The sequence below is a fragment of the Pseudomonas sp. PA-7-1E genome (assembly GCF_021605325.1).
Lineage (GTDB): Bacteria > Pseudomonadota > Gammaproteobacteria > Pseudomonadales > Pseudomonadaceae > Aquipseudomonas > Aquipseudomonas fluorescens_BV.
The window spans coordinates 1-15,801 of the sequence record NZ_WKFA01000012.1 but is presented as its reverse complement, the minus strand read 5'-3'; the positions used below and the strand labels follow the sequence as shown (position 1 = coordinate 15,801).

General features: G+C 59.7%; 10 protein-coding genes. 2 read left to right on the top strand and 8 right to left on the bottom strand.

Annotation, left to right across the window (positions count from 1 at the left end):
* Positions 1 to 69: 69 nt before the first annotated feature.
* Both pnp and GIW79_RS10400 read left to right on the top strand, forming a co-directional pair.
* A complete protein-coding gene (gene pnp, locus GIW79_RS10405) occupies positions 70 to 2,175 on the top strand; it encodes a polyribonucleotide nucleotidyltransferase (RefSeq protein WP_003194180.1) in 2,106 nt (701 codons plus the stop codon).
* Positions 2,176 to 2,469: 294 nt separating this feature from the next.
* The gene (locus GIW79_RS10400; RefSeq protein WP_054898021.1) at positions 2,470 to 3,090 is read left to right on the top strand and encodes a BON domain-containing protein; all 621 of its coding nucleotides are present in this window, start codon (positions 2,470 to 2,472) and stop codon (positions 3,088 to 3,090) included.
* Positions 3,091 to 3,374: 284 nt separating this feature from the next.
* Here the strand turns inward: GIW79_RS10400 and GIW79_RS10395 are convergent, their stop codons facing one another.
* The 8 genes from GIW79_RS10395 to GIW79_RS10360 all read right to left on the bottom strand — a co-directional run bounded on the left by GIW79_RS10395 (position 3,375) and on the right by GIW79_RS10360 (position 15,333).
* Positions 3,375 to 6,296, bottom strand: coding sequence for a DUF748 domain-containing protein (locus tag GIW79_RS10395; protein ID WP_236454206.1), 2,922 nt, complete (start codon positions 6,294 to 6,296; stop codon positions 3,375 to 3,377).
* Positions 6,297 to 6,384: 88 nt separating this feature from the next.
* Entirely contained in the window at positions 6,385 to 7,401 is a 1,017-nt protein-coding gene (locus GIW79_RS10390; RefSeq protein ID WP_054898023.1) for a class I SAM-dependent rRNA methyltransferase, read from the bottom strand.
* Positions 7,402 to 7,493: 92 nt separating this feature from the next.
* The gene (gene acs, locus GIW79_RS10385) at positions 7,494 to 9,431 is read right to left on the bottom strand and encodes an acetate--CoA ligase (protein ID WP_236454203.1); all 1,938 of its coding nucleotides are present in this window, start codon (positions 9,429 to 9,431) and stop codon (positions 7,494 to 7,496) included.
* 105 nt (positions 9,432 to 9,536) lie between these two features.
* Positions 9,537 to 11,201: a glucose-6-phosphate isomerase gene (pgi, locus tag GIW79_RS10380; RefSeq protein ID WP_236454200.1), complete on the bottom strand. Its 1,665-nt coding sequence runs from the start codon at positions 11,199 to 11,201 to the stop codon at positions 9,537 to 9,539.
* Between the two features lie 223 nt (positions 11,202 to 11,424).
* The gene (gene panC / locus GIW79_RS10375) at positions 11,425 to 12,276 is read right to left on the bottom strand and encodes a pantoate--beta-alanine ligase (protein ID WP_057975465.1); all 852 of its coding nucleotides are present in this window, start codon (positions 12,274 to 12,276) and stop codon (positions 11,425 to 11,427) included.
* Positions 12,273 to 13,073 (bottom strand): 3-methyl-2-oxobutanoate hydroxymethyltransferase, encoded by an 801-nt coding sequence (gene panB / locus GIW79_RS10370; RefSeq protein ID WP_034127012.1) that lies wholly within the window; start codon positions 13,071 to 13,073, stop codon positions 12,273 to 12,275. Before panB ends, panC begins: the two co-directional genes overlap by 4 nt.
* A gap of 368 nt (positions 13,074 to 13,441) precedes the next feature.
* Positions 13,442 to 13,927: a 2-amino-4-hydroxy-6-hydroxymethyldihydropteridine diphosphokinase gene (gene folK, locus GIW79_RS10365; protein WP_236454197.1), complete on the bottom strand. Its 486-nt coding sequence runs from the start codon at positions 13,925 to 13,927 to the stop codon at positions 13,442 to 13,444.
* Between the two features lie 2 nt (positions 13,928 to 13,929).
* Entirely contained in the window at positions 13,930 to 15,333 is a 1,404-nt protein-coding gene (locus tag GIW79_RS10360; RefSeq protein WP_003194157.1) for a polynucleotide adenylyltransferase PcnB, read from the bottom strand.
* Positions 15,334 to 15,801 lie beyond the last annotated feature (468 nt).

The following is a 15,801-nucleotide window of genomic DNA, read 5'->3' as shown; positions in this document are numbered from 1 at the left end:
TCCCGGCATTGCCCAAGAATTTCGCAAGAAGACAAGTTCCCCCAAGAGCCACAAAGAAGGTAGGACACCGTGAACCCGGTTATCAAAAAATTCCAGTTCGGTCAGTCGACCGTTACCCTCGAGACAGGCCGTATCGCCCGTCAAGCCTCCGGCGCAGTGCTGGTTACCGTTGACGACGACGTGACCGTACTGGTGACCGTTGTTGGCGCCAAGACCGCTGACCCGAGCAAGGGCTTCTTCCCTCTGTCCGTTCACTACCAGGAAAAGACTTACGCTGCCGGTAAGATCCCTGGCGGTTTCTTCAAGCGCGAAGGCCGTCCTTCCGAGAAAGAAACCCTGACTTCCCGACTGATCGACCGTCCGATCCGTCCGCTGTTCCCAGAAGGCTTCATGAACGAAGTGCAGGTTGTCTGCACCGTCGTTTCCACCAGCAAGAAGACCGATCCGGACATCGCTGCGATGATCGGTACCTCGGCTGCCTTGGCCATCTCCGGTATTCCTTTCGATGGCCCGATCGGCGCTGCCCGCGTTGCGTTCCACGAAAGCACCGGCTACCTGCTGAACCCGACTTACGAGCAACAGAAAGCCTCGAGCCTGGACATGGTCGTTGCCGGTACGTCCGAAGCCGTATTGATGGTTGAATCGGAAGCCAAAGAGCTGACCGAAGACCAGATGCTGGGTGCCGTACTGTTTGCTCACGACGAGTTCCAGGTTGTGATCAACGCGGTTAAAGAATTGGCTGCCGAAGCTGCCAAGCCGACCTGGACCTGGGCTGCTGCCCCGGAAGCCACCGAACTGCTGGGCGCTATCCGCTCCGAGTTCGGCGCTGCCATCTCCGACGCCTACACCATCACCGTCAAGGCCGACCGCTACGCTCGCCTGGGTGAGCTGAAGGACCAGGTCGTTGCCAAGCTGTCCGGTGAAGAAGGCCAGCCTTCTTCCAGCGAAGTCAAAGCTGCTTTCGGTGAGATCGAATACCGCACCGTTCGCGAAAACATCGTTAACGGCAAGCCACGTATCGACGGTCGCGACACCCGCACCGTGCGTCCGCTGAACATCGAAGTCGGCGTTCTGCCGAAGACTCACGGTTCGGCGCTGTTCACCCGTGGCGAAACCCAGGCCCTGGTCGTTGCGACCCTGGGTACTGCCCGTGACGCACAACTGCTGGACACCTTGGAAGGCGAGAAAAAAGACCCCTTCATGCTGCACTACAACTTCCCTCCGTTCTCGGTGGGCGAGTGTGGTCGTATGGGCGGCGCGGGTCGTCGCGAAATCGGTCACGGCCGTCTGGCCCGTCGTTCGGTTCAGGCCATGCTGCCTGCCGCTGACGTGTTCCCGTACACCATCCGTGTCGTATCGGAAATCACCGAGTCCAACGGTTCCAGCTCCATGGCTTCGGTCTGCGGTGCTTCCCTGGCTCTGATGGACGCCGGTGTGCCAATGAAGGCGCCGGTTGCCGGTATCGCCATGGGCCTGGTTAAAGAAGGCGAGAAGTTCGCCATCCTGACCGACATCCTGGGTGACGAAGACCACCTGGGCGACATGGACTTCAAAGTAGCCGGTACCGCCAAAGGTGTGACCGCGCTGCAGATGGACATCAAGATCAAAGGCATCACCGAAGAGATCATGGAAATCGCCCTGGGCCAAGCCCTGGAAGCGCGCCTGAACATCCTCGGCCAGATGAACCAGATCATTGGTCAGTCCCGCACCGAACTGTCGGAAAATGCTCCGACCATGATCGCGATGAAAATCGACACCGACAAAATCCGTGATGTCATCGGTAAAGGCGGCGCGACCATCCGTGCGATCTGTGAAGAGACCAAGGCTTCGATCGACATCGAAGACGACGGTTCGATCAAGATCTTCGGCGAAACCAAGGAAGCGGCTGAAGCAGCACGCCAGCGCGTCCTGGGTATCACCGCTGAGGCTGAGATCGGCAAGATCTACGTTGGTAAGGTTGAGCGCATCGTCGACTTCGGCGCGTTCGTCAACATCCTCCCGGGCAAAGACGGTCTGGTTCACATCTCCATGCTGAGCGATGCTCGTGTTGAGAAAGTGACCGACATTCTGAAAGAAGGCCAGGAAGTGGAAGTGCTGGTACTGGACGTGGACAACCGCGGCCGTATCAAGCTGTCCATCAAGGACGTAGCAGCAGCCAAGGCTTCGGGCGTTTAATCACCCGCAGGCTTCACGCTGAAAAAAGGACTCCTCGGAGTCCTTTTTTTATGGGCGCGAGAAAATGAAGCAGAATCAGCTGTTTAGCGTCGCCCAAAAGCCGCAACTTGCATGCAGGCACGACGGGCTTCATGCAAGTTGCACGATTTCGAAAATTCATAGATTTCATAACTCGTTGTTTATTAAGGAATTTAATCCGTTCGGCGAGTTGGCACACTGCCTGCAATATCCCTGGTAGCGCTGCAGCATGAAGGTTTACGCCTGCAGACTTTTAATAAAACAGGAGTTACTCGTATGAAGAAGTTCGCTCTCGCTACTGCTACCGCTCTGACCCTGGCCATGGGTGCTAACGTAGCCTTTGCTCAGACTTCCCAAGCCCCTATGACTTTGGCGGCGGGTGAAGCGACCAAGGCTAAGGAAAGCGTTTCGGATACTTGGATCACCACTAAAGTCAAAGCTGACCTGCTGACCGAAAAAGGCATTCCAGGTTCGGACATCAAGGTTGAGACCAACAAAGGTGTGGTTTCCCTGTCCTCCGACGTAGCTATCTCGGATTCGCAGAAAGAAATGGCTGTAGGGATCACCAAGAAAATCAAAGGTGTGACTGCTGTTTCTGCTGACGGCCTGCTGGCTGGCGGCGCTACCAAAGCTGACGGCATCGACAAAACCAAAGGCGCTGCCCACGACGCTAAAGAGACCACCAGCGATACCTGGATCACTACCAAAGTGAAGGCTGACTTGGTAACTGAAAAAGGCATTCCTGGCACCGACATCAAGGTTGAAACCAACAAAGGTGTTGTATCCCTGTCGTCGCCTACCGCTGTGACCGCTTCGCAGAAAGAAACGGCTGTAGCGATCACCAAGAAAATCAAAGGCGTTAAAGCTGTATCGGCCGACGGCCTGAAAGCAGAGTAACGCTGACGTTTCGTTTGAACTGAATAGCGGCGGCTTAGGGTGAGTTAGATATCCACCTGACGCACCTCTGGAGTTCATGCGACCGGCCACACGGATGTGGTCATTACAGGCCCCGGCACTTGTGTCGGGGCCTGTTCTATTTCAGGCTGAAACAGAATGATCAGGCCAAAAAAATGTGGGAGCTGGCTTGCCTGCGATGCTGGCACCTCGGTCATTCAGTTGCACCGAGGTGATGCTATCGCAGGCAAGCCAGCTCCCACATTAGGATGGGCGGTGCTTAGAAGTTACTCAGCGTCCAGGTGCATTGGAGTGATCACTCGGCCATCTTTCTCGGCCTGCCCCAGCTGCGCATCGATGAAGTACACGCGGTCATCTTCCAACTGGCCCTTGTCCACCAGGTAATCCTTGATCGTGCTGGCTCGGTCCTGCCCCAACTGGCGCAGTAGCACGTCACTGCCACTCCAGAACTTGATCACACCGTCCTTGAGCTTCGCCGAGCGCTCATCGCTGCCCAGGTCTTTCCATTCGGCCGGGGGTTGCTGTTTGAGGCGGGTGCGGTAGATGCCTTCCAGCAATGGTGCTTTTTCCTTCTCCGGCACCTCAAGCAAAGAGGCTTGGGCCGGGACCTTGTCGCCACGGCGCTGGAGAATCTTGTAGTAGTTATATTGGTATTCACGCTCCAGTCGCTGTGCGGCCAGGAACGGCCCGTCACTGCTGGCGGCGGCTGTGCCTTCAATTTCCAGGCGCAGGGCAGGGCGCTCTTTCAGCGCCTTGGCCAGGGTGTTCAGAGCGCCTTCGGCGTCTTTGTTCAGTTCACTGGAGCCTGCGGCGAACGACACATTGCCCAAGTCTTCAGAGCCACCACCAGTGACCAGCCCGCCAATGAACTTGAAGGGCGCGGTTGCCGCACGCACCACGAGGTTGCGCAGGGTCTGCCACACAATCGGCATCACGCTGAATTGCGGGTTGTTCAGGTCGCCGCTTACCGGCAGTTCGATGGAGATCTTGCCGTCGGAGTCCTTGAGCAGGGCGACAGCCAGGCGAATCGGTAAATCGACGGCATCAGAGCTGTCGACTTTTTCACCCAACTGCAGTTGCTCGACCACCACTTTGTTTTCAGCCTTCAATTGGCCTTTGGTGATCACGTAGTGCAGATCGAGATTCAGGCGGCCCTTGCGGATGCGGAAGCCTGCGAATTTACCTGAGTAAGGCGTCAGGTTGGTCAGCTCGACACGCTTGAAGCTGGTGGCGATGTCCAGCGCGGCCATCGGATCAAACGGGTTCACGCTGCCTTTGATCGTCACTGGCGCGTAACGGTCCACCTTGCCCTTGATATCGACGCTGGCCGGTTTGGCCTGGCGACTGTCGATGGTGCCAATCTGGCCGTTGAGCTGTTGAATCGCGGTGGCAAAGTTGGGGGTGAGGCTGAAGTCGGCAAAGTTGGCCGAACCGTCGTTGATCGCGATCTGCCCGATATGAATGCCCAGGGGCTTGTCGTTACTAGCGGCAGGTTTGGCTGCCGACTTGCTGCCGCTGTCGGCCGGCTGCGGAATCAGCAGGTCGTCGATGTTAGTGGTGCGATCTTCGTTGATCATGAAGCGCGCATACGGCTGCAACAGGTTGACCTTGTCGATCGACAGGCTTTGGCCGTGCTGGTAGTTCACGCCCTCTAGCACCAGGCGCTGCCACTTGAGGAAGTCGCGGGTCTTCAGGGTGTCCAGGGTATGCAACTGGTCAACCTGGGCGCGGCCGGTGACCTGAAGGGCCAGTGGCTCGGTGCTTTTGAGGTTTACGTCCAGGTTGCTGCCGAGCATGCCGCTGCGCAATTCCAGGCGAATAAACGGGCTGATATAGGCCTGGGCGACCCGCAGGTCGATGTCCTGGGTGTTCACTTTCAGCTTGGCGCTGACCGGGTTGAGGTTAACTTCGCCGGTTGCCTGGATCTTGCCTTGCTTGCCCAGGCCGGTGTCGACCTTCAAGGCGAAGGGGCTCTGGTTGAGGCTGTCGAAGTTCTGTACGTCGACATTCAACGGGCCCAGTTCCAGCGCGACCGCAGGTTTAGCCTGGCGGTCGGCCAAGTGCACCTGATAGTTACGCAGTTGCACGTCCTTGAGCAGCACTTGCCACGGCTTGCTCGGGACCGCCGGTTGCGCCGACGGCGCGTCGGCAGCGATTGGTTCCGGAGTCTTGGCCGGTTTGCTCGGTTGGCTGGCGAACAGCTTCTGCCAATCCAGTTGACCATCGGCCTCACGGGCGGCCCAGGTTTCCAGCTTGTTGCTGCGGATCTTACCGACAATGACCTGCTGCTTGGCCAGGTCTACCGTGGTTTCGCTGACGTCCAGGCGCTCCAGGCGCGCCAGTGGCCGGCCATCGGGGGCCTTTATAGCAAAGGGGGCGATGCTGGCGGCGGTGTTGGTCAGGTTCAGCTCGGTTTCTTTGGCCAGGCTGAATTTGTAGTCAGTGCTGAAGTTGAGCACCCCGTCTTCCAGCACCAGTGGCAGGGCGTCACGTACATACGGCCACCAGGCTTTCATTTTGCCGTCGGTCACCTTCAAGGTGCCTTCGGAGGTGATCGGTACCAGGCTGAAGTTGCCTTTCCAGTCGATCTGGCCACCTTCGGGGCCGGCGGCGACCAGCGTCATGTCGGCATTGTCGTCAGGCAAGGTGCTCAGGTTTTTCAGCTCGAAGTCGAGTTCGTCGTAGAGGAATTCGATGGGCTCGCTGGGGCGTAGGTCCTGGAAGTGCAGGTTGCCGCCCGCCAGCTTGATGCTGTCGATACGCAGTGGGAACGGCTTGGCATCGGGATCGGCCGGGGTTGGCTCGCTCGGTGGCAGTTTGAACAACTGCGCCAGGTTCAGTTGGCCGGACTTGTCGAACAGCAGTTCGGTCTTGGGCTTGTCCAGTTGCACATCGGCCAGGTGCAGGGCGCGGGTCCAGAGGCTGTCGATCTGCAGGTTGGCGTAGAGGCGTTCGAAACCTACTTGCTCTTTGCCTGGCTCGCCGATCTTCAGGCCCCACAGCGTCAGTTCCAGGCTGAAGGGGTTGAGCTCGATGCGCTCGATTCGCGACGGCACCGTGGCGTAATTGGCCAACTGTTGGTTGGCAATGCGAAGGGCGATGCCGGGTAATATCAGAAAGCCCAGCAAGCTGTACAAAGCAAGGGCGGTCAACAAGGCGCCTACGGCGCGGATCAATCCTTTGGGCATGGGTGAACGCCATCTATGTCGAACGAGAGTGCCTTGGAGTATGGCACGGGAATTCGGTTCCGAAGAACCGTGGGCGCTGGGAAACTTCCTACAAATGCAGGATCAGCGTCTTCAGCGGAGGCTGTTGGTCTCTGGAGGGAAAGTCGGCTCCAGGTGTCATAACCTGCCATTCGCGCACCGGGCGCCCGGCTTTTTCTGCGCAGCGCAGCACCTGCTCACGCCAGTCTTCCATGCTGACCTTTGCCAGGTTGTTGCAGCAAATCAGCACGCCATTGTCGGCGGTGGCCAGCAGTGCGGGTTTGAGCAGGCTTTGATAGTCGCGCAACAAATCGACCGTGCCGAAGGCGCTCTTGGCCCAGGCGGGAGGATCGAGCAGTACCAGGTCGTACTGGCGTTGCTCCAGGCGCGGATAGCTCGGCAGCTTCTGCCCGCGCCGCTGGGTGATGGGCAGGCCCGCCAGTTGGCGAATGGCCGGGAAGTAATCGGATTGTACAAACTCCATGCTCGGCAACTGCGGGTTGAGCTGGCCGTTTTCACGCCCCACTGCCAGGTTGCCCTCGGCAAAGTCCAGGTTGCACACCTCGCGTGCGCCGCCCGCTGCCGCGCTCAAACCTACACCGCAGGTATAGGCGAACAGGTTCAGCACGCTTTTGCCGGCGCTGTGGTCCTTGACCCAGCCCCGGGTGTTGCGCAGGTCGAGGAACAGCAGTGGGTCTTGCCCGGCGTGGCGCCCGCGCACACGGTAGTTGAGGCCCCACTCGTGGCCGACCAGGTCTTCCAAGGCGCCAGGCTCCGCGCGGTACACCGTGTCTTCGCGGTCGATGCGCGAGTTGCCGCGGGCACGGTCGTTGTACACCAGCAACAATTCCAGGCCCATGTATTGGTTGATCAGTTGGTGCAGGTCCAGCAGGTCTGCAGTTTCCAGGGACTGGTGGAAGCTTTGTACCAGCAATTGCGGGCCGTAGCGGTCGATGGTCAAGCCGCCGGCGCCTTCCTGGCTGCCGTGAAACAGCCGATAGCAGTCCGTACCCTGGGCGTGCAGCGTGTTGATCAGGTTTTGGCGGTGATCGAGGGCGGCGCGCAGCGCCTGATTCAAGGGAGTCATGGAGCGCGCCTTGCTGGTTGATGAATAAGAAAAATGGGGCGCGAAGTTTAACAGCTAACCCCGGCCTGCACAGGCCGGGGATAATCCTGGCGCTATCGGTTGAGGCGTTTGTCGATCAAACCGTCCACCACGCTGGGGTCTGCCAGGGTCGAGGTGTCGCCCAGGCTGTCCAGTTCGTTACAGGCGATTTTGCGCAAGATGCGCCGCATGATCTTGCCGGAGCGGGTTTTCGGCAGGGCAGGGGCCCATTGGATCAATTCCGGTTTGGCGAAGCTGCCAATCTCCTTGCTGACCAATTCCAACAGGTGCTTTTTCAACGCGTCGCTGGGTTCGACGCCATTCATGGGGGTGACAAAAGCGTAGATACCCTGGCCCTTGACGTCGTGGGGGTAGCCCACCACGGCGGCTTCGGCGACCTGATCATGCAGCACTAGGGCGCTCTCCACTTCAGCAGTGCCGATGCGATGGCCCGAGACGTTGATCACATCGTCGATCCGCCCGGTGATCCAGTAGTCGCCGTCTTCATCGCGCCGTGCGCCATCCCCGGTGAAGTAGTAGCCGGGGTAGGGCTTGAAGTAGGTGTCGATCATGCGCTGCGTGTCGCCGTAGACGCTGCGAATCTGCCCCGGCCAGCTTGATCTGATGGCGAGTACACCACTGCCGGCGCCACTGATTTCCTTGCCATGTTCATCGAGCAACACCGGTTGTACGCCGAACATGGGCTGTGTCGCGCAGCCCGGTTTGATGCGCTGGGCACTGACCAGCGGGCTGAGCATGATGCCGCCGGTTTCGGTCTGCCACCAGGTATCGACAATCGGGCAGCGCTGTTCGCCGACGGCGTTGAAATACCAGTCCCAGGCTTCCGGGTTGATCGGCTCACCTACGCTGCCCAACAGGCGCAGGCTGGCGCGGGATGTACTCTGCAGCGGGCCGTGTCCTTCACGCATCAGGGCGCGCAGGGCGGTGGGCGCGGTATAGAAAATATTCACCTGATGTTTATCGATGACCTGCCAGAAGCGCGAACTGTCCGGATAACTCGGCACGCCTTCGAACATCAGCGAGGTGGCGCCATTGGCCAGCGGGCCGTAGACGATATAGCTGTGGCCGGTGACCCAGCCCACGTCGGCGGTGCACCAGAACACTTCGCCTTCCTGGTAATCGAGCACGTACTTGAAGGTCATCGCCGCTTGCAGCAGGTAGCCAGCGGTGGTGTGCAACACGCCTTTGGGTTTGCCGGTGCTGCCGGAGGTATAGAGGATGAACAGCGGGTCTTCAGCGTCCATCGGCTCGGGTGGGCAGTTGTCGCTGGCGGCGTCCAGGGCAGCTTGGTACTTGAGGTCGCGGCCCTCGTGCCAATTCACGCTCGCCCCGGTGCGCTCCACTACCAGTACCGTGCTGACGTTCGGACAACTGGCCAGGGCTTTGTCGACGTTATGTTTCAACGCCACGGGCTTGCCACCGCGTACGCCCTCGTCGGCGGTGATCACGGTGCGGCAATCAGCGTCGAGGATGCGGTCGCGCAGGGCGTCAGGAGAGAAACCACCAAACACCACCGAGTGCACTGCGCCAATTCGCGTGCAGGCCAGCATGGCGAAGGCCGCCTCGGGGATCATCGGCATGTAGATGCAAACGCGATCACCTTTGTTCACGCCACGGCTTTTCAACACATTGGCCAGGCGGCTGACGTTTTGGTGCAGTTGACGGTAAGTAATCGTGCAGGATTTTGACGGATCGTCGCCTTCCCAGATGAAGGCCGGCTGATCGGCGCGTTGCGCCAGGTGCCGGTCAATGCAGTTGTAGCTGACGTTCAATTGACCGCCGGCAAACCATTGGGCGGCCCCGGTGTGGATGTCTGACTGCTGCACGCTGTGCCAAGGTTTTATCCAGTCGAGAAAGCCCTTGGCCTGTTCGGCCCAGAAGGTGTCTGGCTGGTCGATGGATTGGCGATAGAGGCGCTGGTAGTCCTCTTGACTGAGCTGCGCAGCCCGGCGGACGGCATCGGCGGTGGGAAAGGTGCTGATATCGAACATGAGCGCTCCTTATTCTTGTTTTTGCGACAAGTCATAAAGATGCACCCTGGGACGGGAGGGTTCAAGGCCAACGTCCAAACGCACGTTGACCTTGAATGAACGGCTTCAGCCGCGGTGACGACCGCGGAAGTAGTTGATCAGGCCCTGGGTCGACGCATCTTCGGCCAAGGTTTCTTCGGCGCCGGTCAGGCGGTTGTACACGCCTTTGCCCAGCTCCTTGCCCAGTTCAACGCCCCATTGGTCGAAGGCGTTGATGCCCCACACCACGCTCTGCACGAACACCTTGTGTTCATACATAGCCACCAGTGCGCCCAGGCGGCGCGGGCTGATGCGCTCGACCACCAGGGTGTTGCTCGGACGGTTACCCGGGATCACCTTGTGCGGTGCCAGCTTCTGTACTTCGGCTTCCGGCAGGCTCTTCTCACGCAGCTCGGTTTCGGCCTCGCTGCGGGTCTTGCCGAGCATCAGCGCCTGGCTCTGGGACAGGCAGTTGGCGTACAGCCACTGATGGTGGTCGGACACAGGGTTGAAACTGACGATCGGCACGATGAAGTCGGCCGGGATCAGTTGAGTCCCTTGGTGCAGCAACTGGTGGTAAGCGTGCTGGCCATTGCAGCCTACGCCGCCCCAGATCACCGGGCCGGTATCGGTGGACACTGGCGTGCCGTCCTGGCGCACGCTCTTGCCATTGGATTCCATGTCCAACTGCTGCAAATGCTTGGTGATGTTACGCAGGTAATGGTCGTACGGCAGGATCGCATGGCTCTGCGCACCCCAGAAGTTGCCGTACCACACCCCCAGCAAGCCCAGCAGCACGGGCATGTTGGCTTCGAACGGCGCGTTCAGGAAGTGCTGGTCCATGGTGTAGGCACCCGACAGCAGTTCCTTGAAGTTGGACATGCCGATAGCCAGGGCAATTGGCAAGCCGATGGCAGACCACAGCGAGTAGCGCCCACCGACCCAGTCCCACATTGGGAAGATGTTTTCTTCGCGAATACCGAAAGCCACGGCCGCGGCATTGTTGCTCGAGACGGCGATGAAGTGGCGATACAGCTCGGCTTCCGAGCCCCCCTGGGCCAGGTACCAGGCGCGGGCGGCCTGGGCGTTTTTCAGGGTTTCCAGGGTGTTGAAGGATTTGGACGAGACGATAAACAGCGTGGTCTCGGCGCGCAGCTTCATGGTCAGTTCGTGGAACTCGCTGCCGTCGATGTTCGCCAGGTAGTGGCAACGCACACCTTTATGGGCGTAGGACAGCAAGGCCTCCGAGACCAGTTCCGGGCCGAGGAATGAGCCACCGATACCGATGTTCACCACATCGGTGATCGGCTTCTCGGTGTAGCCGCGCCACAGGCCGTCGTGGATACGGCCGACCAGGTCAGTGATCTGGTTCAGCACCTTGTGCACGTCCGGCATGATGTTCACGCCGTTGACCGACAGCTTGTCGCCCACCGGGCGGCGCAGGGCGGTGTGCAGGGCAGGGCGGCCCTCGGAGGAGTTGACCGGTTCGCCAGCGTACTGCGCGTCGATCGCCGCCTTGAGATTGACTTCCTTGGCCAGGCCCACCAACAGGTCGCGGGTTTCGCTGGTGATCAGGTTTTTCGAGTAATCGAGGAAAAGTCCGCAGCTGCTCAAGGTGAACTGGGAAAAACGCTGAGGATCGGCATTGAACGCCTCGCGCATGCTGAAATCCTGCATGGCTTGGCGATGTTGAACAAGCGCTTGCCAGGCGGGCAGCGCGGTAACGTCATGAGGGGTGCGGTAGTACGCCATCGCTGCGGGTTTCCTTTTATTACGGGGACTGCCTTTAGGACACTTCAAAGCCCGGAACATCCAGTCTTATCGCAAGGATTGGGTTCCAGACAGCGCTAACCATAGCGCAGGGCAGTTACATTAAACCTAGCGTGTGGATATGTCTTGGCTTTGTCTGCGCTGTGGCCGGTACTTTTTTATACCGGCACAGCCGTCGGGGCAACAGGTTGAGGTAAAGCGGGCGTCAGGCGAGGTTCAGGTGCAGGTTATCGATGAGGCGTGTTGCCCCCAGATAAGCGGCGACCAGGATCACCACATCGCGATCTTCAGCCGTGGCCGGGCGCAGATGCACGCCTTGGCGCACTTCCAGGTAGTCCATGCGCAGCCCCGCGGCTTCAATCTGCTGGATGTGCTCGGCGCGAAGCCTGGCAAAATCGTGATCGCCGCTTTTGATGGCCGTGGCGATCTGGCTGAGCGCGCGGTACAGCACTGGCGCGACCGCCCGTTGCTCATCGGTGAGGTAACCGTTGCGTGATGACAGCGCGAGGCCGTCCTCGGCGCGCACGGTGGGCTCGCCGATGATCTGGATCGGCATGTTCAGGTCGCGGACCATGGCGCGGATCACCGCCAACTGCTGGTAGTCCTTCTGGCCAAATACGGCCATGTCCGGCTGGACCATGTTGAACAGCTTGCTGACCACCGTGGCCACCCCTTCAAAGTGCCCTGGGCGGCTGGCGCCGCACAAGCCTTCGGACAGCTGAGGCACGCTGACGCGGGTCTGGCCGTTCATGCCGTCGGGGTACATTTCCTCGACCGTGGGCGCGAACAGCAGGTTGCAGCCGGCCTGCAGGAGTTTTTCCTGATCGGCGGCCAACGTGCGCGGGTATTTGTCCAGGTCTTCGCCAGCACCGAATTGCAGCGGGTTGACGAAAATGCTCGCCACCACGAAATCCGCTTGCTGCGCGGCCTTGGTCACCAGGGTGGCGTGGCCGCTGTGCAGGTTGCCCATGGTGGGTACAAAGCCGATGCGCTTGCCGGCGCTACGGGCGTGGGTTACGGCAGCCCGCAGTTCGCGGACGGTTTTAACGGTGTTCATGCCGAGAATCCGTGTTCAACGCCTGGGAACGTCACGTTTTTGACTTCGCTGACGTAGGCGCTCAGGGCGGCGTGGATGCTGTCCTGGCCAGCCATGAAGTTCTTCACGAACTTGGGCACGTGGCCGGTGATCGACAGGCCGAGCATGTCGTGCAGGACCAGCACCTGGCCGTCGGTGGCGGAACCGGCGCCAATCCCGATCACGGGCACTTTGACGGCCTGGGTGATTTCGGCAGCCAGTTCGCTAGGCACGCACTCCAGCAGAATCATCGCTGCACCGGCCTGTTCCAGGGCGATGGCATCGGCGCGCATCTGGCGGGCCTGGGCTTCATTGCGGCCCTGAACCTTGTAGCCACCGAGGATATTCACCGACTGCGGTGTCAGGCCCATGTGCGCGCACACTGGCACGCCGCGCTCGGCCAGCAGCCGGATCGACTCGGCCAGCCACACGGCTCCTTCGACTTTGATCATGTGCGCGCCGGCCTGCATCAGCTTTCCGGCGTTCAGGAAGGTTTGCTCAAGGGTGGCGTAACCCATGAACGGCAGGTCCGCGATGATAAAGGCGCCATCGTTGCCACGCTTGACGCTGGCGGTGTGGTAGGCGAGTTCATCGGTGGTCACAGGCAGCGTGCTGTCATTCCCTTGAAGAACCATGCCCAAGGAGTCGCCCACCAGCAGCACTTCGACTCCAGCCTGGCAGCTGGCGTGGGCGAAAGTGGCGTCATAGCAGGTCAGCATGGTGATTTTTTCACCTTTGAGCTTGAGGCTCTGCAAGGTGGTCAGGGTAATGTCTGGCATGAAAGGGTCCTCGTTCAGGCGCTTGGAAACAGCGAGTAACGCGCGTGAGTCTTCGTTTATACAGGCGCACTGTCTTGAAAGCAGTGCTTATAAGGCCTGGATTGCGCCCTGTCGCGCCGGGTTGGCGGCAGCGGGACGCCTATAGTCGTGAGGAGGACACGGGAAGTCAATTGGATGTGTTACCGCATTGTTACGATGGAGGTGTTACCGCTGTTACTGACGCGATTCAGCAAGCTGGGCACAGGTTGGGGGCGCACTGAATATCTGATGTGGGAGCTGGCTTGCCTGCGATGGCATCACCTCGGTGTGGCTGATACACCGTGTCGCTTGCATCGCAGGCAAGCCAGCTTGCCCCCACATTGACCGAGTCATTCTTGAGGTAGGCGTTCCAGGCCGACGAACGGGCAGGCGGTGAGCAGGTCGCTCAAACGCTGGCCGTCAGGTAGCTGCAGGTCGGCAGGCGCCAACTCAGCCAACGGATACAGCACAAACGCGCGCAGATGCATCTGGTAATGCGGCACCTTGAGGCGCGGCTCGTCGATCAGGCGATCACCGAACAGCAGGATATCCAGGTCCAAGGTGCGCGGGCCCCAGCGTTCCAGGCGTTCGCGGCCCTGATCGTTCTCGATGGCTTGCAGCGCATCAAGCAGGTCCAATGGCGCCAGGCGACTGTCCAGCGCCGCAACGGCGTTGGTGTAGCGCGGTTGGCCTGGCAGCAGTGAATCGCTTTGATAGAAGGCGGACACCCCGGCGAGGTGGGTGCCAGGCAGTTGCGCCAGCGCCTCGATCGCGCTGCGCAATTGTTGTTGCGGGGCAGCCAGGTTGCTGCCCATGCCGATGTAGATACGTTCCACGTTTATTCGCCCGCAGCGCCCGAGGCATCGGCACTGCTGCGTTTACGCTTGGTGCCGCTACGGCGACGCTTTTTCGGCCCTTCGCCGGCGCTATCGCCTTTGCTGCCCAACTCACGAATCATTTCGCGGCGCTGGCTGTCATTGGCGTCCTGATAATCGGTCCACCATTCGCCCAGGCCATCGGTCTGCTCGCCCGCGCTTTCACGTAGCAGCAGGAAGTCGTAGCCGGCACGGAAACGCGGGTTGTCCAGCAACAGATCGGCGCGCTTGCCGCTGCGGCGTGGCAGGCGCTCCTGCATGTCCCAGATTTCGCGGATCGGCATGGTGAAACGTTTAGGGATGGCGATGCGTTGGCACTGTTCGGCGATCAACTCGTGAGCCGCTTCCTGCATGGCCGGGATCGGCGGCATGCCACGGTCCTGCAGGCGCAGTACGCGTTTGGGCAGGGCCGGCCACAACAAGGCGGCAAACAGGAACGCCGGGGTCACCGGTTTGTTCTGCTTGATGCGCAGGTCGGTGTTGATCAAGGCTTCGCTGATCAAGGTGTGGGTGTACGTCGGGTTGTACTCCAGGGCCTCGGCGCTGGCCGGGAACAGGGGGTCGAACAACTGCAAGTCCACCAGCATTTCAAAGGTGTCGGCGGCGTAGCCCGAAAGGAACAGCTTGAGCACTTCCTCAAACAGGCGTGCCGAGGGGATTTCCCGCAGCATCGGCGCCAGTTCGCGAATCGGCGCGGCGGTGTGTTTTTCGATGCCGAAGTTGAGCTTGGCGGCGAATCGCACGGCACGCAGCATGCGCACCGGGTCTTCCTGGTAGCGCTGCGTAGGATCGCCGATCAGCCGGATCAGGTTGTTGCGAATGTCGTGTACGCCGTTGGCGTAATCGAGGATGCGCTCGCTGACCGGGTCGTAATACAAGGCGTTGATGGTGAAGTCGCGACGTTGCGCGTCCTCTTCCAGGGTGCCATACACGTTATCGCGCAGGATGCGCCCGCTCTCGTTGCGGGAAGACTGGTTAGTGTCCTCCTCTTCATCGTTTTGCGGGTGACCGGCGCGGAACGTTGCGACCTCGATGATTTCGCGACCAAAGTGGATATGCACCAGCTTGAAGCGCCGGCCGATGATTCGTGCATTACGAAACTCGGCGCGCACTTGTTCAGGCGTGGCGCTGGTGGCGACGTCGAAATCCTTGGGCGTGATGTTGAGCAGCATGTCGCGTACGCAACCACCCACCAGGTAGGCCTGGTAGCCGGCGTTCTGCAAACGTTCGACGATGTTCACTGCATAACGGCTGAATTGAGCGCGCTGCAGCGAATGCTGGCTGCTATTGAGCACTTCAGGCGTGCTGCGTTTGTGTTGCGTTCGACGCAAGGGAGAACGGAATGACTGGAACAACTTCTTCAGCATGGGATGCACTGTTTGAAGGAATGTTCGGCCATAACGAAGAATGACCGCATGATGGGCGGGGATTCTAGCATTTAGTCAGGGGATGGTGTAGGAACAAGCTAAAGGCATTGCGCCATAAGCGTTTGAAGGTCAAATCCCGGAAACTACAAGGGGAGCCGAAGCTCCCCCAGAAGTAGTTGCGTGCTCTATTTTTATTATTGATGTCGGGCTTCTTGTTTTTGTTGATCGCCCTCGCCACGAAGCTTCCTTCATGACACTCCCAATCGGGAGCCAAGAGCAAACGGATTGCTTTGGTCGCTGTGTTGCTGATCTACGATCCAACCAGTTCAGGCTCTGCCTTAGGGAAATCCTGAAAAAGACTTCCTGATTTGGCAAAATCCCCGGACACCAATCGCCGAGCTTTTCGATGATGAAACAAATGACCTTCGCCGATGCCGAGTACGCCGGTAAGCGCAAGCAGACCCGCAA